We start from the raw sequence: 21085 nt of genomic DNA, 5'->3' as shown, positions 1-21085 counted from the left end.
CTTTTTTTATTTATACCTTTAGTTATTTCACATCATGCCGATTAAACAACCAAGGATGGATGCCATGGAGGGCTTGTGTTTCCAGGGATGGAAGACTTCCTTTTTATCAATTCAGGAGCGAAGAATCTCCTGTCACCAGGTTTATTGACAAAAAACGTAACTTCATGATTTAAAAAAAAATGTATATTGGAAGCTCTTCCTCCTACTTTTTTTATGCAAAAAAAAGATAAAAGTACCTTTTTCCACATAAAAATTTGCATTTTATAGGGTTGTTTCTTCTCACACGGAAGGATCTACCGAGTGAAACCACGGCTCTTCCTCTACGCTCTAGGGTGTATTCTTTTTCCCATTCTTGTGCATGCAACCTCCGTGTACAAAATGGAATATACTGGAATCTACTGCCATAGTACGGATTCACACATCCCCTATGATGGAGGAAGCCTGCCTATCACCAAGGCCGGGCTATACGACCTCACGGGGGTCATCCCCCTCGACACAGTGCTGAACGAAGCCTACCTATTTATCCCACAATTAGCATATCCCACAAAAATTTACATTGATACCACCTTAGTGTATCGCTGGGCCGATGTCACTGATTCTGATATAAAAGGGCGATATCAAGCTGATATGGCTGTGCTTAATAGCAGATCTGGCCCGCAAAACATACGCCTTCGGTTTAGAAGTGATGGGCTACGAAGCCCCCTTGAACCACTCCTCATAGGCTCATACGAAGAGATTAGAAGACGTAAAGCCCATAATGTATTCTTTAATTCTGACCTTATTCAAGCTTTTATTTTTCTTATCGCGGCAATCTCCATTTTCACCACCTATTATTACGTCATTATGCCGCACAAACGTCGATACATTCTCTACTTTTCATGCTCGGGCATCTTAATTTTCTTCACCTATGCAATTTTTTTATTTGATACGATGCCCATCAAAGAGTTGCTTTTGTTCCGTATATCTCGCATCTCCTTAACACTTTTTCCTGGAATTCTTTTTCTTGCAGTACTCGATTTCTCAGACTACTACCTTAAAAATCTCTATTCAAAAATCGTGTTACTCCCCGCTCTTCCTATTAGTATCTACACTGTATTTATCGCAACAAAAGCCCAGCTTGTTGAGTTTCACAGCAGTGTCCTACTCTACTACATACTCCCTGTCAATATACTTACCGTAACAATACTTATTTATGCAACGTACTACGATAGAAAAAAAGAAAACCTGCTTCTTATTGCAGGATTTGGCCTCTTTTTTATCGGAGGTATCTACGACATCTATCATATTGTGCAGGAAGTATTTCCTCCAGTTTGGTTGTCATCATACGGACATGCCTTACTCTTTTTCTCGTTTATAGGCTCTATTGGTATACACATACGAGAAGAACAGGAGCGGGGACAACGATATAGCTACGAGCTCAAAAACGCCTTGCAAAGCCTCTCACAAATACGAAAACAGCAACAGCAACTATTGAATCGACAAGACAGTTTTATCAAAACCCTTTCTCATGAAATTAAAACGCCCTTATCAGCAGTTGTTGGTTTGATAAAGTCCTTGGAATGCGCGGGTTCAACTCCAAGTGAACTATCTGAACTGAAAACCAGTACAAATCATCTCAGCCTTACCGTAAGCAACCTGTTTTATTATGAGCGAATTCAGCATAAAAAGCTACATAACACCCCCGTTCTTTTTTCACCCTATAAAAGGGTCCAAGAAATTATTGAGTATAATAGCAAAAAAGCAGAAGAACAGGGAAATGAAGTTTTCCTCACTGTTTCGAAAAATCTTCCTGAATATCTTGTGGGGGATGTTGAAAAGGTTTCCCTTATCACAGATAATCTTCTCTCCAATGCGATAAAATTTACCCATGAGGGAAAAATAAGCGTGAAGCTTTCCTACGTGCATGATGCCTTTAGCATCCGTGTTTCCGATACAGGTTGTGGCATCACTCCGTCCTATCGCAGTGAGCTTTTTTATGCCTTTAACCGGGAAGAAGAGGGGAATATCTCGCAAAGATATGACGGCCTCGGCATTGGGCTCTGTATTGTAAAACATCTGCTTAAATCCATGGATGGAACCTTGAGTTTTTCAAGTAGAAAGGGTATTGGAACTATTTTTAAAGTGAAAATCCCCCTCGAGGCAGGCAGTGAAACAACCGTTTCACCAACGCAGAAGAAACACCTTCTTGTTGCAGAAGACAACCAAATTAATCGACGAATGATTTGCCGACTTCTGGAGAAAATGCACTTTCAAACAACAGCCGTAGAGAATGGCTTGGAAGCCGTGGAAATCTATGCAAATTCTCCTGAAGAATTTGATCTCATACTCATGGATATCCAAATGCCCGTCATGGATGGTTTTTCTGCCACAGAACAGATTCATCGCGTAAATCCAAAGGCCCAAGTCATTGCCTATACAGCAAATGGAGAAAAAGAAGAGTGTCTTTCTGCAGGCATGGCAGGCTACATTACCAAAACCGCCACAACAGAAACAATCGTCAATACAATTAAAACGTATCTTCCTTAGTATTCACTCTCAGGACAGTACGTATTATATATTACTGAAAAAACAGGCGTTCCCTACAAATATGAAAAACAAACCCTTGATTATCGCGTCCTTTTCCCTTGTAGTGCTTCTCATAACATTTATCTTTCTTTATACCCCGCCCCTCGAACTCTATCCACAAAACCAAACGTACCTTGAGTATGGTACAGCAACGGCGCAACGAGAGCGCGATCCATACAGTGCAACCCTTGATACCATGACTGACCATCTCCATTTTTCCTACATTCGTGAGGGAACTCGGCAAATCAGTCCGTCCTTAATTTTTCACTCACATGACCTGGTACGTACCATTGATATCAGTCGCTATGACTATGTTGAAGTAACTGTTGACCCCGATAATACTGAAGACTTTGTTCTCAGCCTCTTCATGTATATTCCCGGCTTCAGTAATCCCGCCCTTACAGATACACATCGGCCCTACGCTATGCGATATCGTATTGATTCCGCTCAAGAGCAATACTCATTCCCCATTGAAGATTTTGCCACACCGGCACGCTGGTTTGGATATATGGATATCACAAAAGAAGGGATTCCTGAGACAGACTGGACCCAAATGACCCATATCATGTTTGACCCCTTTGAAGAGCAACGACAGGATCAAGAAACCCACGAAATATCCTTGAAACGACTTCGTTTGGTAAGCACCATCACACCGGCTGTACTGCTCTCTCTGGCTGTAACTCTTGCGTTCGCCCTCTGCTCATACCTGCTCTCTCTGTTTTTTCAAACCGGCATACGAACACGACGACGGACACAGAAAACAGAGCCACGCTACCAAAAAGTGTCATCGGGATATTCACGGGATGACTCGTCAACCTTAGTTACCTTTATCGGTGAAAACTATGGAAACCCGCTCATGTCTCTTGATTTTATTCGTAAACGACTCGGTCTTAACAGTTATCAAGTCAACGAAATCTTAAAAGACTCTTTCGATATGCAGTATAAGGAATACATAAACACCATACGTATTACAGAGGCAAAACGACTTCTGCGGGAATCTAACAAACAAATTTCAGATATTGCAGAACAGGTAGGCTATTGCTACTCAAACTCCTTTGCCAGAATTTTTCGTAAAATTGAAAACATGACCCCGAATCAGTATCGAAAACAAACAAAGGGGCAATAATCCTTGAACCTAGCCGTATACCGAATATATCCGGAACGAACAAATTTATTCTGAGGTTTCTATGAGCACAACCATGCTTTCAGTGAACAACATATCAAAAAAGTTCGGTAATCTTTATGCCGTTAATAATCTCTCTTTTGAAGTAAACAAGGGAGAAATTTTTGGGTTTTTAGGCCCCAATGGAGCAGGAAAAACAACCACCATGCGTATCCTCACCGGATACATGCCTGCCACGGCCGGATATTTTCGTGTGAACTCCTTAGATTCACGAAAAAATGACCTTGAAATAAAACAACATATGGGGTATCTCCCTGAGCACACCCCCCTCTATGGAGATCTTTTTGTAGACGAGTATCTGGAATACGCTGGGAAGATCCGGTCGCTTAACGGCAAAACACTGCATCGAGCATGTAAAAACATGATTGACCTCTGTGGCCTTGGCGATGTACGAAAAAAAACCGTGGGAAAGCTCTCTAAGGGATATCGTCAACGCGTTGGGCTTGCCCAGGCAATGCTTCATGATCCAGAACTTCTCATATTAGACGAACCGCTGTCCGGGCTCGATCCAAACCAAATTGTGGAAATACGAAACCTCATTCGTGAAGTGGGGAAAGAAAAAACCGTGCTGTATTGCTCTCATATTCTTTCTGAGGTTGATAAAACCTGCGACCGTCTGCTTATTATCAACAATGGCAAGACTGTTGCCCTTGATACTCCAGAGGCAATCGTATCTTCTTCTGAGCACTATTCACGCTATGATATACAGGGAAAATTTCCTTCTACCCTCACCGAAACCTTGGAAAAAAAGCCCTTTGTGGCTTCCGTTACGGAAATCACACCGGAAAAGCACCTTCGTATTATGTGCCGCGATACGGCCTTGCATGGTCCCGATATTATTAGCACAGCTACTGCTGCAGGCGGAACTATTGAGGAATGCCTTCGGCATAAAGAAAGCCTGGAAACAATCTTTACCACCCTCACCACCGAGGAAGGAGCCGCGCAATGAACCTACTTATGACCATTGTATACAAGGAATTCAAGTCCTACTTTCTCTCTCCCATTGCGTATGTATTCATCTCTGTCTACCTAATCTTAACAAATTTTCTTTTCTTTCAAACATTTTTTGTACAAAATCTCTCTTCCATGCGAGCATACTTTGAAATAATACCGTGGGTGTTCATACTCTTTCTTCCCGCAATTACCATGCGTACATGGGCGGAAGAACAAAAAAATAGGACCTTGGAACTCCTTCTGACCTGGCCCATTCCAGACGGAACAATTGTGTTAGGCAAGTTTCTTGCAGCCCTGCTCATACTCCTACTTACCTTACTCCTGTCATGTACCGTACCGATCACCATCATGTTGTTAGGAAATCCTGACGGAGGAGTTATAATTGGAAGTTACGCCGGAGCGGCACTCTTGGGAGCATCCTATATTGCCATTGGTATGTGGATCTCCTCCCTCACAGAAAATCAAATTATCGCCTTTATCGGCACAGCCATGTTTATCCTGGTCTTTCTTCTCATTGGAAATGAGGTTGTAACAACCTTTATTCCTTCCTCCTTGGTACCACTCTTTGACTATCTCAGTATAGCCACTCATTTTCAAAGTATTAGTCGGGGCGTAATCGATTCTCGTGATATCATCTATTACCTCTCCATTATCATCTTTTTTCTCTATCTCAACCGTAAGTCCCTTGAAAGGAGAAAGTGGTAGCCCTATGAAACGAAACGCCATAAAAACTCGTCTCTTTGCGATCCTCTCAATAGGTATTGTCTTTGGATATGTGGGTATCCTTAATTTTGCGGGAAATCGGTTCTTTTTCCGTGCTGATCTAACGGAAAACAATGTCTATACCCTCTCTACCCCTACGAAAGAGCGGCTTGGAGAAATCGACGATATTATTCGTATAGATGTGTTCTTCTCTGAAAATCTTCCTCCACGCTATCAACGTGTTCGTACCCGTGTTATGGATATGCTGTATGAATTTCAAAGATTTTCCCATGGACGCATTCGGGTGGAACAACACGACCCAACCACCAGCACGGACGATTTAAGCCTTGCCTTAGCCCTTAATGTTGAAGAGATACGTATTGAGGATGTTTCTGCCCGTCACTTAGCTAAGCTCCATGGCTACTCTGGACTTGCCATACGATACGGAGACCGCACAGAGACCCTTAACGACATTAGTTCTACTGTTCATTTAGAGCGGGATATCCTGCAAAGGATTATTAATGTTACCACGGAAAAACTGCCGCAGGTCGGTGTAGTAAAAACTGACACCATAACGCCCATTCCCGATGAAATGGTCCAGCGATACCAGCTACAGCAACCATCGGGGCTTACCAGTCAACGATATAGAAATCTCTATGATATCCTTCTTGAAACCTATCGCGTAAAACATCTTGATCTCTCCCGACAATCCATTCCCGATGATATTTCAACCATTGTTATTCCCGGTGGTGACGAAGCTACCTTGAGCAGTCCTGAGTTTCTGCGCGAGCTGGATGCCTTTTTTGCCCGTGGTGGAAATGCCATGATCCTGGCACCACGTCTCGACATTAATCTTGCAGCCATGGGACGGCAGCCCCATGTTACCTTTAAGGAGTATCCCTTTTATGCCTTGTTGGAATCCTATGGAGTGTCCGTGGGAGAGACGGTTATACTTGATCAGTACTGTGATAACATCTATGCAGATCAGGGAAGTGTCCCGTTTAAATACCCCTATTTTCCCGTGATTACCCAAGATGGTTTAAACAAAACTCACCCAATCACTTCTTCAATCAGCGGTGTAATACTCCAATGGGCATCTCCTGTATTTGCCCATGAGAATGCCGCCAAGGAAGACCTTCGTATCGATACTCTTCTTTTTAGCTCTGAAAAATCCTTTGGAAATACTCCACCCATTGGCTTGGCTCCAAACCAAGATTGGGATCGCATGTTCGACCAAGCAGAACGTGCGGGAGAAGCACCCTTTGGCCCGTTTCCCCTTGCCGTATCTGTTGAGGGAGTGCTCCCGAATCGTTTTGCCGATGAAACTGCTCCCCCACCCGAACAGGAAAATCGCCTCGTAGTGGTGGGAAGCGATAACTTTGTTACCCATGATGGCATGGGACTGAACAACCGGATATTCATACAAAACAGTGTGGATTGGGTCTCGCGCAGGGACGATTTTATTCATATCCGTTCCCAAAACATAACAGACCGACGAATAACCCGCGATGGTATACCCACAAACAGCGCCTTAGCGCGGAGAATTCGTACGGTAAACATTTTCCTTCTTCCTCTTATTGTGTGGCTTATCGGTATCGGAATCTTTCTGCATCGCCGGGAAATAGAGAGCAACTCTCTGCATAATAAGAAAAAAAGCGGAGGCACCCATGGTGAGTAACGAAAAAAAATACTCATCTCCGGACTGATACTTCTTTTACTGGGGGGAGTGGTGTTTTTCCTTGAACAGGAACGAAGCCGCCCCCACTACACCCCTTTCTTCAGTAGTGACTTTGCTCCATCTCAGATAGGGCGTATTGTTATATCGGAAAAAGACTCCCTTGTCGTGCTTAATCAAGTTGATCAAGAGTGGTTTATCACCATGGATACGACACACTCCTTTATCGGCTTTCCCGTAGAACAAGAGCAGATTGATACGCTCTTTACCCGCAGCCGTCGTATTCATAATAGAAATCATATCGCCGCTAGTAGTGAGGCACGCACCCGTCTTGGAGTTACCGAAGAAACCGGAAAAACCGTGCGTACCTACGATATGAAAGGAGCTCCACTGCATACATTCTATATCGGCCGTCCCGGAGAAGTATGGGCAAACAGCTATTTTCGCATGAGTGGAGAAGATGATATCTACTCTGTGGGCGAGAATATTCGCTTTGCCTATGGTGCGAACCTTGACCGATGGCGCGAAGATCGCCTCTTTACCTTTACCCCCGAAGAGATCACCCACGTAGGAGTTACACACCGGGATGAATCATATTTTCATATTACAAAACAGGATGACAGCCGATGGAAGCTGGATGTTTCAGATGATGACCCCATTACACGGGACAGTACCCTTGTACGGCGATTTTTGTTGTACCTGAGTGAGGCTGAAGCAGGTCAATGGAGCTACGAAGCAGAGCATCTTGAAGTAGGCACAACTCCTCCCCTGATGGATATTTCCATAGAACTTGCATCGGGAAAAGTACACCGTCTAACTGTGGTTGAACAGCTGCCCGACAGTCTCCGATACCGTGCATTGAGTAGCACCTTTGACAGTCCCTTTTATCTCTTCAATTCACGAATTCAATTCATGAATCGTGAAATGCGCCGTATTCGTAATCCGGAAAAAACTGAAGAACTTGATGCAGAATCTCCTATTAAAGACTTAAAGGAACGCTTGGGGTACTAAGGAAAAAATGTTTGACAACACCATCATATTATGCTATATTACCACCACTTACTCCTCAAGGTGTGTTGTATGAAAACTATTGTTCTCGGTATGGCCCTATTTCTTTTGTGGGCTTGTTTTCCCGAAAGTCCTGCACCGGAAATAGAACAACCCGTTTCTCAGGAAAAAACTGAGCCCCCCGTGGTTGATACAACACCGAAAGACACAACAGTGTGGAAACACTTACAGCTGGAACCGGGGGAAGGGGTATTCCAAGTATTAGGCCGTCTTAATGTTTCCCATGCAAAAAAGATGCGTCTGATTAATACGCTCCGCTTTGAAGCTGATCTTACATCCCTGCGCGCAGGGGAGCGGTTTTCTGCAAAATATCACCGTGATTACACCACCGCCATGCGTGCCTTTGTGTATCGTCCTAATCGCGTAACGGAACACCGTATTACCATTGATCCCCTAAGCGATAGTTTACACTACTCCTTTTCCCGTAAAGAGACGGACGTACAAGAACGCATGCTCATGGGGACCATCGGACCGGGATCGTCCTTAAATGCCTCCCTGCTTAAGGCAGGACTGAGCCAGAACATCACCTCCGTGGTGAACGGTATTCTGCTATGTAAAGTAGCCTTCCGTACGGATGCACGGGTGGGTGACACCTTTACGGTTCTCCTACACGAAGAGTTTTACCGCGACAGCCTTATCCCTGAGTTTACTCGCGTACTCTATACCGACTACCGTGGATCACGATCCGGAACACATCGGGCATATCGTTACAGCGAGGAAGATGAAACCTCTATTTATAACGGGCACTATACCCGTGAAGGAACAGCCTTAATTCACTCTGCTGTCCGCTACCCCCTTGATAGGCTCCACGTATCCTCCCCATATGGCTGGCGGACTCACCCGATTACAGGGAGGCGTTCCTTTCACAACGGCATAGACTATGCCATTGAACATGGTGCTCCCGTATATGCCGTAGCTCCGGGACGAGTGGTTGTCTCAGGCTATGACCGGTACTCAGGAAACAAAATTGCCATACGCCATGCGGATGGGTATACCTCATACTATCTCCATCTGAGTCAAAAAAATGTACGGGTCGGACAATCGGTACATTCCCGGCAGGTCATTGGGCGAGTTGGAAGTACGGGTATGTCCACAGGGCCACACCTTCATCTTGGATTCCGAAACCCCCAAGGCAACTGGGTCAATCCAAATTCAAAACGTATGATTGCCACCCAACGTCTTTCTGGAGAACGCTTGGAGAAACTTGAAAAACAAGCAGCACGTATTGATACTGTTAAAGAACAGATACAAAACAATGACGCTGTGGTATTTTTTGATCATGAAAAACAGATCGCGCAGCGCGAGAAAGAAGAGGAAGAGGAACTTTCTGATGAGGGATAACCCCACCTTATTCTTCCTTATAAAAGCTGCTCGATCATCCCGGCAATATCTTCGCAAATAACAAGGGAAATATCTCCCTTCGGAGCAGAGCACTCTCCGAGAGGTGGGCAAACCAAGCGTGAGAACCCGAGGGTTCCTGCTTCACGAATTCTCTTTTCCATATCTGCCACGGGGCGTAACTCACCACTCAGACCCAGCTCCCCCGTAAAGGATGTTCCCCGTCCAAGGGAAATGTTTCGAAAGGAGCTGACAATTGCTGCGGCAATTGCCAAATCTACAGCCGGTTCATGCACACGAAATCCGCCGGTGATGTTAATAAATATATCATACCCGCCAAGAGAGATATTCGCATATTTTTCCAATACAGCCACGATGAGGGCTAATTTTTTCTGATTAATGCCCGCAGCAACCCGTTGGGGAAGTCCAAAATGACTTTGTGTAACCAAGGCCTGCACTTCCACCATAAGCACACGCGATCCCTCAAGGAGGGGTACGACGGCAGTACCTGGCTTTTCCAGAGATGCACTATTCAGTAAAAATCGAGCTCCTTGAGAAAGCTCATGCAACCCCGAATGCTTCATATCAAGTAAGGCCACTTCACCGGCAGGGCCAAAGCGATTTTTTAAGCCGCGGAGAAATCGATAGGAATAATTACTGTCCCCTTCAAAATGAAGAACCGCATCAACCATATGCTCAAGTACGCGCGGCCCCGAGAGAGAGCCGTTTTTGGTAACATGCCCAATAATAAACACGGGGATATTCAACTGCTTTGCAAGCTTTGCTATGAGCGCTGTAGATTCCCGAACTTGACTGATAGATCCGGGTGATGAATCGATATATGAGGTGTGAAGCGTTTGGATCGAATCGATAACAACAAAGGCCGGGGTCATTCGCCCCATATGGTCACTTATTTTTTCCATGGCAGTTTCCGCAACCGCCTGTATATCAGCATCGATACAGCCGATACGCCGGGCACGTAGGGAAATCTGTTCCAAGGACTCCTCTCCTGAGACATACAACACCGATCCAACATGCTGTGAAAGATACGCTGCAATCTGCAACAACAGGGTTGATTTTCCAATTCCCGGACTGCCCCCGATAAGACATACTTCACCGGGAACAACCCCCCCTCCCAAAACCATATCGACCTCGGGGAAGCCTGTGGAAATACGAGATACGGCTCCCGCAGTATATTCAGATAACTTCCGGACAACCCCCGCTGACTCAGTATCAGGAAGAAACCCTGTATACCGATCCGTGTGCTTTGCCGAGACAGATTCACGAAATTCTTTAATAGTGTTATATGCTCCACAGGAAGTACAGCGCCCAACCCATTTAAGAAAGGTTTCTCCACACTCTGTACATACAAAGGAGCTTTTTTTCTTCGCCATACTTTTATGAGGTATGAATCTGGAAGGATTCTTCGTTGGTACGGGCGGCACAGGGCGTGCAAACTACTGCATCCACCTCTGCTGTTATCGGGCCATCTTGAAGGAGTCGGGTAAAATGGGCAAGGCGGCTTTCTTCGCCCTGAACCTCTCCGACAACACTGCCATCCTGGGAATTTTCCACCCACCCCGTGAGTCCCAAATCTCGGCCTATTTTCTCGGTAAAATAGCGGAATCCGACCCCCTGCACAGTACCGGTAACACGAAAACGATACCGCATAACCTTAGTCATAACTCCTCCGGTAGACTCCAAGCATGGTGATATCATCAAAGGGAACAGCATCCTTGGTAAACCCTGAAAGGTCCTCTTCAATAGCCTTAAGAGGCTCCTGAGAACCGGTTATTTCCATGGATTGTAAAAGGTCAATTACTCGTTTTAACGTAAAGAACTCTCCAGAGCTGTCCTGTGCCTCCGTTACACCATCGGTATAAGAAAAGAGAAACTCCCCCGGCTCAAGGGTTACTTCATTTATAGGGAAATCCATGTTTGGAGCAAGCCCCACTGCCGGTGCGGCAGTTTTTAGTTCTTCCCTCAGTCTCCCCTCTGCATCAAACAAAAGCGGTGCATTATGTCCAGCGTTGACATAGCGCAACCTCCCCGACTCAGTATCAAAAACACCGTAAAAAAGCGTTGCAAACATACATCGGCCGTGCGGCTGCTGATGCTCTTTAATTACATAATCATTTACAATACTCACCGTTTCAAGGGGTGATTTCCCTTCCCGTGAAGCCTGTAGACCAAATACACGTAGCAATGTCTTAACAATGGACATAAAGAGGGCAGCTCCCACATCCTTCCCGCTCACATCGGCAATGAGAATACTCACTGTCGTTTCATCAATATCAACAACATCATAAAAGTCTCCCGAAACTTCACGGGCAGGACGGAAAAACACATCAATTGAGTAGCCTTCCGGTTGAAATACAGAGGGGGGAAGAAAACTCATCTGAATACGCCGACCGATCTCCAGTTCTGTTTTTATCGAATCAAGGTGAGCCTTTTCTTTTTTTCGGAGCTCTTGCAGCTCGTCATTCTGAATACGGAGCGTATCTGCCTGCACCTGCACACGATCAATTAAGTATTTTGTATGCAAGGCAGTACTTAAATAATTCCCCAACACTTCAAAGATATCCACGTCATAGGTGCTTGAATCGACCAGAAAGTAAACCACCCCGAAAAGTTCATTATGGAAATACAGAGGCTCAGAAATAATAATGTGCGCATCTGATCCTGAAATAACCCCGGGCGGAAGCAGTTTTCCCGTAGAGAAGGGTTTCAGGGAGGTATCATTTATGGCCTGAACCTCGCCATCAACAACAGCTGCAACAAGACGGGATTCTTTCAGAGGGTTGTCTTGATCTTCATAAAAGGTAATAAAAAACGTATCCAGACCTAAGGCGGGAAAGGACTCTGCCACAAGGGTCAAAAGCGTATCAAGATCGAGGGTATTGGCTATTTGCTCGCCAATGGTATGAATATTTGAATACTCCCGCTGTGTTGCAATACGTCGATATCCCTGTGCCCGAAGAATCAGGTTACTCTGGATAATACGGGCCCGGTGCAAAAGAGCATCGGCATAGGAAAAGCTTTCTCGTTCCAAATTTGACAAGGAGAAATGCCAGAGAGACGAGAATATTTTTTTCCACCCTTGCAGATTACTTCCTGTAAGGATCGCCTCACGTCCAACTCTGTCAAATACTTGGAGAAAAGAAGTACTTGTCTTGGCATTAACATCACTGCAAAAAGCAGAGAGTACCTGGTCAAGCCCCGGGGTATCAGCCAAAAGCTCATCGTAGGAACCACTGATTTTACGCGTCACATACTTGAAGAGACGCTCTTCACGAATATTGCTTTGCGCAGAGACACTCTCAATTAAGGCTTTTTTTATGAAGGCCTTCTTAACCGTATGCTCAAAACAGCCACAGGACTGACGGACTACAAAGCACGCATCAAGAACAGTCTCCTGGGGAACATCAACATCTGCCATGCGATCCATAAGCAGTGAGCAAGCCCTTCGACCCAATTCATGAAAGGGCTGACGGATTGTTGTGAGAGGTGGGGTAATATATGAGCTTTCATCCTCATCGTCAAACCCAACCACCGCCACATCTTCCGGTACTTGAATCCCATTACGGCGAAGTTCTTCGATAGCACCATAGGCAGTCTCATCATCGGCACAGACAATAACATCATAGGGAATTTCTCCATTGCCTGCCTGTAGAAACCGGTCTACGGCATTTTTCCCCGACTCGCGAGTAAAGTCTCCCGGAGCCATATCGGTTTTCCGAATAGTAAGATTGTATTCCCGCAGACAGCTACACAGAAGGGAAAGGCGCTCATCTGCCTCAGGGTTTCCCACGGGACCCTTGATGAAAGAAAATCGAGTATATTTATGCCCCCCCGCAAGGTGTTCTACCAAATGTTTCATGCCGGCAGTGTTGTTTACTGAGACAGAAGGGATTTTCTCAGACAGCGGCAAAAGACTTACCACGGGGAGCTGGGAAAACCGCTCAAGAAACTCCTGGATATCTGTCTCGGAGATATAACTACAGAGAGTTCCTGAAATAAGAATACCGTCCAGTTGATTCTTCTCTGCAATGTCATAGAGGATATTGCGCTCTTTCTCCCACGGATCATCGGGGGACTTCATAAGAGCACCACCGGTAAAACAAATGACATTCACGTCGTGTTCTCGAGCCACTTCAATAATTCCCGGCCAAATACCGGATTGGTATGACCCAGAAATACTTTCAATAAGCAGACCTATTTGCGGTTTTGAATTGTTCAAAACATAGCTGTACTTTTTTACTGATCCCGCATCTTGATTCATGAACACTCACAATCTGCCATTAAAAAAGAAACCATTTCAAATATAATTGAATCACTTCTGCGCTTCATCGATTTTTTTATTTTCGTACCGCCGTAATACCCCTGCAGAATGTCTGAAAAAGAAAGCCCGGCTCGTGCCTGCCCAATAGCTCCCATCTGACACATTCCTATACCATGGCCAAACCCCTTGCCACGGGCAACGACCGTATTTTCATTGAGGGTGATTGAGAAATGGGCACTATGCAGTATTCCCCCCGTCTCAGGATGCCGAAATAAATGACGAATACGATCACCACCGTACTCCCACTCCCCAGTAGTGGAAGTAATGCGGCATGCAAGAATTCTTCCACACGATGCACGTTGCGTCACCGCTACCCCTGTAAGACTTCCCGAAAACGCCTCATACCCATCAATTTTCCTGCTTTGTTCATAGAGCATTTTTTCAAAGGCATCCCGCTCCCACCGTTCTTCCCAAGTATACCGGGGAGAATGGGCACACCAAGAAACACCGCTTCCATGAGTATCTGCCTGACTTGTGAGATAGGACCGAGCATTGGTACGCCATACATCTTCAATATTTGCGGTTTTTCCTCCGCAAGTTGAGTGGTAAAAGGCTTCCACAAGAGAATCGCCGGAGTACATAACAAGCCCTGCAGTGTGACGTACGGCATGATCACTTCCCCGGTACTCCGCAAAAACGCCGCCATACACCTGATCTTGTACTGTGGCAACGAGATCAAAGGCATCTTTTTTGCGCTCTTCCATCTTTCGATAGGTGTAGGTTCGCGCAGCCACGGCCTGGGCCTTCATGGCGTGAACCTCCCGCATACTGCGCTGTCCGATTTCTAAGGGAACAACCCCACGAAGATACTGTTCTACGGGAACATAATTTATCACGAGCATCCCCGCCGCATCTTCTTTGAGAATAAGTCCTCCCCGGTAGGTTGTTTCACCGATATCAACCACGGCAGCATCTTCAACCACCGTAAGGGTACAGGGTAAGGTCAACTCTGCCTGCCGACCATGACCTGAAACTGAGACCCGTCCCGCCGCAACAGAGGAAAAAGAAAGCGCTCCAGCAGGAAGGCGTATTTCACGATCACCGCTCCGCAATCGAGCCCGGCCATAGGAGATACTACGAAGCTCCTTCTGATCTCGTTTTACTGCAACACGAACCTTCCGTTGCGGTGCTTTGGGAGCAACAAGAGGAGCGTCTTTCGCCTGGGAATCTTTGACAGGGGGCTTCACCTCTGCCGCAACAGCTCCTGTGTCAGTAGCATGGATAGTATCCTGTGCTACCGGTTCGGTATGAATAGGCCGATGTGGCACCGAACAGGCAAGGATACCTCCGAGGAGTACACAAAGAGAAAAAAGACGTATCATCACGTGTTTTTCTGGTATGCCCGAGAAAGTTTCTTTAGTTTGTTTTTCAGCAAAGCCTTCTTTGCCGGTGTGGTTAGATCAACAAAGAGAATACCGCGAAGATGATCGATTTCGTGCTGAAGAGCCCGTGCAAAAAAGCCCTCTACCGACTCCAGAACAAGGGGATCGCCGTGAGGCGTAAATGCCGAAACCGTTATGGAAGTAGCCCGTTCTACCGGAGCAGTGATTCCGGGAATGCTTAAGCATCCTTCGGCGTCCCAGTCCTTCTCTTCTGATGCCCAGGTGATACGTGGATTTACCAAGACCACAGGATCTTGCTCTCCATCCCAAACATCAACAGCAATCATCTGAAGAGACACACCTACCTGCGGAGCCGCAAGACCAACACCGTCATACTCGTACATCAGCTCAACTAACTCCTCAGCAAACTCCTGCGTTTCCCCTGAAAAGGTCTCTACCATAGCCGCTTTTTCACGGAGTATTGCATCTCCGTAGTATCGTAATCTACGCATACCTTAGTTATCCAGCTTTTTATCAAGCTCTTCTTGAAGTGTACCCACGGAGGTTTTCAAAATTGTTATTTCAGTATTAGGTGCTGTTTGAATAATCACCTTTTCGTTGACAACCTTTTTTATTGTGCCGTAAATACCCCCGGCAGTAATAATTTTATCACCTTTTTTGAGATTATCCCGCATCTCCGTAGCTTTCTTCTGCTTTTTTTGTTCAGGACGAATCATAAAAAACCACATACCGAAAAAACAAGGCCGAACATAAGAAGCATATTTGTATTCTGCAGCCCCTCGGGGTCACGCATTTCTCCCTGAGCATAGAGGGACGTTGCCAAAACAAGAAGGGTGATACACAATTTCATTTTTACCATACCTTTCAAAGTAATTTCAGTACACTGCAAATAATATAATTGATGGTACACCTATCAATCTGAATTCTCCTGTCGCCCTTTTCTTTTCACCTCTGCCACGCTCACCACAAACAGAAGAAGCACCACGGCCGGAATAAACCAATCGCCCCAGCGGACATACAGCCCGCTTCGTGTCTCCACGGCAAGAGGGGCGACAAGGTACTCCCTGGTGCCCAAGGAGGTTGCCTGCTGAATTGCCCCCGTGGCATCTGTTACAAAGCTAATGCCGTTATTGGCTGCACGAATTAGGGGAAGCCCCGTTTCTATGGAACGAAGACGTGCAATATTTTTATGTTGATACGGCCCTACCCCCAAACCAAACCAGCGATCATTGGTGATATTTACCAAAATATGAGCACGATCTGTTTTTCTTCCAATAAAGGATGGATATATAGCCTCATAGCAGATGTACGGAAGAAAATGGAGTGTGTCAATCTCCCATATCACCTGTTCTGTTCCCGGCGTAAAATCGCCACCACCTAAATCACGGGGGTTAATAAGGGGAAACAACCATGCAAGAGGAGCTGACTCTCCATACGGAACTAATTTATGTTTATAGTAGGTGTAAAAATGAGATGTTTCAGGGGGGAAATAGAAGGCACCATTATAATAGGCATATCCCTCTTCTCCGGTGCGGCGATCAAGGGCCCCCGCTATGACGGGGATTCCATAGCGCTGTCGCCATTGATTTACCCGATGCTGTACACGCGTATCACTGCTTAAATACGTAAACAGGGCACTTTCAGGAAGAACAATCATCTCTGCACCATCGCGATACGCCGCCGAAACTAAACTGTCCATAACACGCAGGGAGCGCTCCAAGGAGACCCAGCCATCCCAGTGAACCTTATCAATATCGGGCTGAATAATACCGACATACAAAGTTCTATCTCCCGTCGTGGTACTCTCGACACGCCCATACCCCCATACAATTATACCGATACTACCACAAAGGACGGCAAAGAAATACCACAGAAGCCTTCTCTGGCGCGTCCGAAAAAATTGATAGAGAATTGCCAGGGGAAGCAGAGCAACAAAGGTCATCCCCCATACGCCCGTCAGTGATGAAAGTTGTGCAAAGGCATGAAAATGAACAAGGGCATGTGCGGGAAAATGCCAGGGAAACGAGAGCTGTCCCATGGTACGGCCATAATCAAGAACGACCCACACCACAGGTATAAACAGCCAAAACAAACCCGGTATATGACGTACAAAAAAACGTCCCACCACCCAAAAGAGAAGAGACCACAGCCCGAGAAACAGAGACATAAGCACGAGGCCAAGAAACATTATTCCCGGAATATCCACAACATCAACAGCAAGAATCCAGTATGTTCCCGTAGCGACGGAACTTACCCCCCACAACCACGAAGCACAGGCCCCTTTTTTTCCCCCATAGGACCAAACAGTGTGGAATAGCCCAAGAACCCCGGCAAGAGAAATGAACGGCAAGGGATAAAACAGAACTGTATACTCGCTATTTAAGGGGGGAGAAAAAAAACCATAGATTCCCCCGCACAGAACTATCCAAAACATCCATGCACCACGTTGCATCACACCCATACCAGCCTGCCTCGTAAAGTTGTTTTAGAATATACGTCCTTACTCAGAAAAAACAAAAAAGCTGCCCTTTTCAGGGCAGCTTTTACAACGAACTGCTGTTGCACCTATTGACGCAAACCGATCATTCTTCGTAACGCCGTGGTACGACCATTCTCATAGGTCACATGCGCCACGAGTAGGTAGCTTCCCGGGGCAACGGGCATGCCACGACTATTCCGCATATCCCAAGAGAGGTGGTGTGCCGAGGCAATGGCACTGCCCTCATCCTGTTCATCAAGGATATTGCCAAGATAGTCGTAGACGACGATTCGTACAGAGGCGGGCGCCCCCGTAAGAACCGCAAAGTCATATCCTGTTGCACTAATATACCCAGGGTTTTCCTGCGGATAAATCCCCACATCACCGCTGCTCTTACCAAGGGTATCCACGTGAATAATATCAACAGAGCGAGTCACCGTAATGGGAAATGAATATTGCCCATATTTTTGGGGGTCAACTCCGTCATATCCATGAACCACAACGGTATCTCTTCGATCAAGATCCGCTTCTGAGGGGGTACCAAAGAGGCGTAGCGCTCCTGCTCCAGCTGACTCGGAAGAAAGCCACGCTGGTTTTTCTGCAACAGAAAAGGAAATAGAATCGCCATCGGGGTCATCTGCAAAGAGAGTCACCTCGTAGGCCGTATCCACGTACGTAAGGAACGCCTCCTCAGTAAGCGGCTCAAATTGCGGAAGCCGGTTGGGCTGCACCGTGAGTGAAAACTCCTGAATAACTGGTTCTGACACATATCCATCATCAGCTGCCACACGCACAACACCGGCTGCGGTATCAGGCCTTTCAGGACGTCCAAACAAGACCTGTGACTCCTCATCAAAACCAACCCACGACGGCATCTTTTCAACTGTCAGCTCTACAGCATCACCATCGGGGTCACTCACAGAAAGAGCATACTCCCAATCAAACCATTGCCGAACAGTGGTTTCCGGGGCACTTTCAAAAACAGGTTCACGGTTCTCATGAATGGTAAGATCCATGGGTATTGAACGAACACCCTGATCAGGATCGGTATGATGTACAAAGAGGGTATCTACATAATCCCCATAGGGAAGATCACCGGCTTGAAGAACCACGGTGAGATACTCCGTATGGCCGGCTGCAACAGAAAAGGACTGATTTTCTGCCTCCAAGGGGCTCTGCCCATGGGGAAGATCTATTCCATACGCATCCATTGTTAAGATGGAGAGATCTCCCTGTGTTGCCGTGGTATACTCAGGAGTTACGGAAAAGCTCACACTGCTAACCTGAGAAAGGTCAAGGGGCGTTTCGTTGCCTGCATCTACCACCCACTCCGGCTGCGCAAAATCACTGCGTATGGAAAGAACCGTATCTTTGATTTCTCCTGTGGCAGGAAGAACTGCCCGATGAGAAGTTCCCGCACGGAAAAGGCCTTCCTGATCAAGGAGTAGGGAAACTTCATGATCGCTTTCATAGGAAAGAGAAATACTGTCAAGGGACGTAAGGGCTGTTCCCACGGAGGAAGAAAGGGACATCCAAGGCCAACTCTCATCATCTGGTTGCGATTGTATATCATAAGAAAGATGCACACGACCACTCTGAACAAGCCCCTCAGCTGTATCAACAGCAGAGCCAAAGTCATCCACAGCAATACTCCATGAGGCCGCATCAAAATAGGTTTCCGGTGCAGAGCTTTGTGAAATAGAAACATCCAGCACCCCCCGTCCGTCGTTAGTAAGAGGAATATCATACACCACTCTGTCGCCACTCCGCATGGTTGTGTCAAGGAAGACATCTGCCATACTTAATATGGGCTTTTGCACAAGGGCATACACTCCGGAGACATCCTCTGCGTTTCCAGCAGCATCGGTTATGCGGAAACGGCAATCATCGTGAGTCGTATCGGGAACATTCCAAGTGTACTCTCCCGTATTGGGGACGGATTCAGCCACGGTAGACCAAGATCCACCCACATGGCCCCATTCAAGATGCACATTTTCAATATCCCCTTCAGACTCCCATCGAACCGTATGCTCCTGTTCTGCATAAAGGGTATCATTCTCGCTGGGAGAAAGAAGCCTCAGTGAAACGGGATCGGAACCGTCTACGCCGGAAACAATGAGGGAAAAATCCTGCCCCCGCGGTAAGGTGCCCTTATGAGAGACCTCCAGAGACACGGAGGCACCAGCACGGCTCACCCCCGTATTCACCCGTTCCACATTATCAACACTGTTATCACCACGTTCTGCGGCACCGGTGAGGTTGTTTTGGTCTAAGCGCCACGGATAATGGGTCTCTCCATCCACCACGACCCGAAGATCAAGATCGTGTACCAAAGTTACTCCGACCGCATCGGGCCATACAATCGTTGCAACAATCTCCTCTTCACCATTACCACGGTACTCAAGGGCGAGGGATTCACCGTTTTGGAGGGTGAGTTCTTGAATAAGCCCGGCCTCTCCGCCGTCATTTGCTTTTATCAGCCGTGCAGCCCGAGCTGGATGAATAACTCCCCAGCCAAAGGTTGCGTTGGGCCCCTGGGTGCCAGCATCACCAGCCGTATGAATAGCAAGAGCCTTCAACGTAGCCGCCCGCATGAAGGTTCTATCATGGGTTTGATAGTAGTAGTCCTGGAGTAATCCCAGCATCCCCGCTGCGGCGGGGCCGGACATAGAGGTACCACTCATGGTTGTGTAGTCGTTGTCGCAGGTATGGCCCGTGGAATAGACTCCCGCCCCCTTAGCAACAATGTCCGGTTTTATACGTCCTCCAGAATTACGCACCGGCCCGCGACTACTGAAATTAGTGATACGTACATTTCCCGGATTCGACCATCCGCCCTGTATCTCGTTAATAGCACCAATGGTAATATTGTTCTTTGCATTTCCCGCATCAGAAACGGTGTAAAACCCATGTGCACCATCATTTCCAGCAGATTTTGAACCTAATTTGTAGGGATAGTTTAGGTGTAGATTATCCCAATTTTCACCGGAGTTATTAAAATCATAGAGATTAAACCTATTGGGATCTGAGTCATAGGGGAACCCATAGGAGTGCTGTGAAACGAGCATCCCATTATTCGCCGCCTCAGATGCCATTTGATTTATCGCTCGATTCCAATCATATGACGTAAGGCGTGCTTCATAGGCCATACCTTGGGACTCAGCAACAACACCCGCCGCCACCATGGTTCCCCCCACGTGTGTCCCATGAGCTGTCGGAGTGCCTTGATCACGTACGGTCACCCGGTCACCAAACTCCTGATGACGTGCTCGAACCGGCCCATCATCCCAAATACCAAGGGCGGGAAGGTTTGCTCCACTAACAGAAATACCAAGGTCTCCCCCGGGCCAAAGCTCGTGGGCATGGGAGGTTCGGGCTGCTCCTAAATTAAAGGTATAAAAATACAGGGGTTCTCCCTCCTGCACATCCACAATTT

The 21085-nt window shown here is 46.6% G+C and carries 16 protein-coding genes; 7 read left to right on the top strand and 9 right to left on the bottom strand.

The features are described 5' to 3' along the window. Positions 1–300: 300 nt before the first annotated feature. The 7 genes from CALK_RS07490 (at position 301) to CALK_RS07460 (ending at position 9488) form a co-directional block, all read left to right on the top strand. Positions 301–2526 (top strand): hybrid sensor histidine kinase/response regulator, encoded by a 2226-nt coding sequence (locus CALK_RS07490; RefSeq protein ID WP_022637073.1) that lies wholly within the window; start codon positions 301–303, stop codon positions 2524–2526. Positions 2527–2587: 61 nt separating this feature from the next. Then, on the top strand, positions 2588–3691 hold the full coding sequence (locus CALK_RS07485) for a helix-turn-helix domain-containing protein (RefSeq protein WP_022637072.1): 1104 nt from the start codon (positions 2588–2590) through the stop codon (positions 3689–3691). 61 nt (positions 3692–3752) lie between these two features. After that, positions 3753–4697 carry an ABC transporter ATP-binding protein gene (locus CALK_RS07480; protein WP_022637071.1) on the top strand — a complete coding sequence of 315 codons (945 nt, stop codon included), beginning with the start codon at positions 3753–3755 and terminating at the stop codon, positions 4695–4697. Next, a complete protein-coding gene (locus CALK_RS07475; protein ID WP_022637070.1) occupies positions 4694–5407 on the top strand; it encodes an ABC transporter permease subunit in 714 nt (237 codons plus the stop codon). Before CALK_RS07480 ends, CALK_RS07475 begins: the two co-directional genes overlap by 4 nt. Before the next feature lie 4 nt (positions 5408–5411). Next, on the top strand, positions 5412–7082 hold the full coding sequence (locus CALK_RS07470; protein WP_022637069.1) for a GldG family protein: 1671 nt from the start codon (positions 5412–5414) through the stop codon (positions 7080–7082). 51 nt (positions 7083–7133) lie between these two features. Further along, a complete protein-coding gene (locus tag CALK_RS07465) occupies positions 7134–8090 on the top strand; it encodes a DUF4340 domain-containing protein (RefSeq protein ID WP_022637068.1) in 957 nt (318 codons plus the stop codon). 69 nt (positions 8091–8159) lie between these two features. Beyond that, a complete protein-coding gene (locus CALK_RS07460) occupies positions 8160–9488 on the top strand; it encodes a M23 family metallopeptidase (RefSeq protein WP_022637067.1) in 1329 nt (442 codons plus the stop codon). A gap of 17 nt (positions 9489–9505) precedes the next feature. Here the strand turns inward: CALK_RS07460 and radA are convergent, their stop codons facing one another. From radA to CALK_RS12220, 9 genes are all read right to left on the bottom strand, one after another. Further along, a complete protein-coding gene (gene radA / locus CALK_RS07455) occupies positions 9506–10879 on the bottom strand; it encodes a DNA repair protein RadA (RefSeq protein ID WP_022637066.1) in 1374 nt (457 codons plus the stop codon). 4 nt (positions 10880–10883) lie between these two features. Beyond that, positions 10884–11168 carry an acylphosphatase gene (locus CALK_RS07450; protein ID WP_022637065.1) on the bottom strand — a complete coding sequence of 95 codons (285 nt, stop codon included), beginning with the start codon at positions 11166–11168 and terminating at the stop codon, positions 10884–10886. Continuing rightward, the gene (locus CALK_RS07445; protein WP_022637064.1) at positions 11161–13767 is read right to left on the bottom strand and encodes a SpoIIE family protein phosphatase; all 2607 of its coding nucleotides are present in this window, start codon (positions 13765–13767) and stop codon (positions 11161–11163) included. The genes CALK_RS07450 and CALK_RS07445 overlap by 8 nt, the downstream gene beginning before the upstream one ends. Beyond that, entirely contained in the window at positions 13764–15149 is a 1386-nt protein-coding gene (locus CALK_RS07440) for a SpoIID/LytB domain-containing protein (protein ID WP_022637063.1), read from the bottom strand. The genes CALK_RS07445 and CALK_RS07440 overlap by 4 nt, the downstream gene beginning before the upstream one ends. Beyond that, entirely contained in the window at positions 15149–15661 is a 513-nt protein-coding gene (def, locus tag CALK_RS07435; protein ID WP_022637062.1) for a peptide deformylase, read from the bottom strand. The genes CALK_RS07440 and def overlap by 1 nt, the downstream gene beginning before the upstream one ends. 3 nt (positions 15662–15664) lie before the next feature. Further along, positions 15665–15886 carry a preprotein translocase subunit YajC gene (yajC, locus tag CALK_RS12225; RefSeq protein WP_022637061.1) on the bottom strand — a complete coding sequence of 74 codons (222 nt, stop codon included), beginning with the start codon at positions 15884–15886 and terminating at the stop codon, positions 15665–15667. Continuing rightward, complete coding sequence (locus CALK_RS12880) at positions 15883–16020, bottom strand: hypothetical protein (protein WP_022637060.1); 138 nt, start codon at positions 16018–16020, stop codon at positions 15883–15885. Before CALK_RS12880 ends, yajC begins: the two co-directional genes overlap by 4 nt. A 63-nt stretch (positions 16021–16083) precedes the next feature. Further along, complete coding sequence (gene lnt / locus CALK_RS07425; protein WP_022637059.1) at positions 16084–17631, bottom strand: apolipoprotein N-acyltransferase; 1548 nt, start codon at positions 17629–17631, stop codon at positions 16084–16086. A gap of 104 nt (positions 17632–17735) precedes the next feature. Then, positions 17736–21085 (bottom strand): S8 family serine peptidase (locus CALK_RS12220; protein ID WP_162146717.1); only part of this gene is annotated, 3350 nt, incomplete at its 5' end.

The sequence above is a fragment of the Chitinivibrio alkaliphilus ACht1 genome (assembly GCF_000474745.1).
In the GTDB taxonomy this organism is placed as follows: domain Bacteria; phylum Fibrobacterota; class Chitinivibrionia; order Chitinivibrionales; family Chitinivibrionaceae; genus Chitinivibrio; species Chitinivibrio alkaliphilus.
This window is presented reverse-complemented; position numbering and strand designations above follow the sequence as displayed.

Excerpts from the sequence above, each read along its gene's own strand:
- def (WP_022637062.1), bottom strand. The coding sequence starts at position 15,661 with ATGCGTAGATTACGATACTACGGAGATGCAATACTCCGTGAAAAAGCG.
- CALK_RS07450 (WP_022637065.1), bottom strand. The coding sequence starts at position 11,168 with ATGACTAAGGTTATGCGGTATCGTTTTCGTGTTACCGGTACTGTGCAG.
- CALK_RS07485 (WP_022637072.1), top strand. The coding sequence starts at position 2,588 with ATGAAAAACAAACCCTTGATTATCGCGTCCTTTTCCCTTGTAGTGCTT.
- CALK_RS07470 (WP_022637069.1), top strand. The coding sequence starts at position 5,412 with ATGAAACGAAACGCCATAAAAACTCGTCTCTTTGCGATCCTCTCAATA.
- CALK_RS07475 (WP_022637070.1), top strand. The coding sequence starts at position 4,694 with ATGAACCTACTTATGACCATTGTATACAAGGAATTCAAGTCCTACTTT.
- CALK_RS07480 (WP_022637071.1), top strand. The coding sequence starts at position 3,753 with ATGAGCACAACCATGCTTTCAGTGAACAACATATCAAAAAAGTTCGGT.
- CALK_RS12880 (WP_022637060.1), bottom strand. The coding sequence starts at position 16,020 with ATGAAATTGTGTATCACCCTTCTTGTTTTGGCAACGTCCCTCTATGCT.
- CALK_RS07445 (WP_022637064.1), bottom strand. The coding sequence starts at position 13,767 with ATGAATCAAGATGCGGGATCAGTAAAAAAGTACAGCTATGTTTTGAAC.
- radA (WP_022637066.1), bottom strand. The coding sequence starts at position 10,879 with ATGGCGAAGAAAAAAAGCTCCTTTGTATGTACAGAGTGTGGAGAAACC.
- CALK_RS07440 (WP_022637063.1), bottom strand. The coding sequence starts at position 15,149 with ATGATACGTCTTTTTTCTCTTTGTGTACTCCTCGGAGGTATCCTTGCC.
- CALK_RS07460 (WP_022637067.1), top strand. The coding sequence starts at position 8,160 with ATGAAAACTATTGTTCTCGGTATGGCCCTATTTCTTTTGTGGGCTTGT.
- yajC (WP_022637061.1), bottom strand. The coding sequence starts at position 15,886 with ATGATTCGTCCTGAACAAAAAAAGCAGAAGAAAGCTACGGAGATGCGG.
- lnt (WP_022637059.1), bottom strand. The coding sequence starts at position 17,631 with ATGGGTGTGATGCAACGTGGTGCATGGATGTTTTGGATAGTTCTGTGC.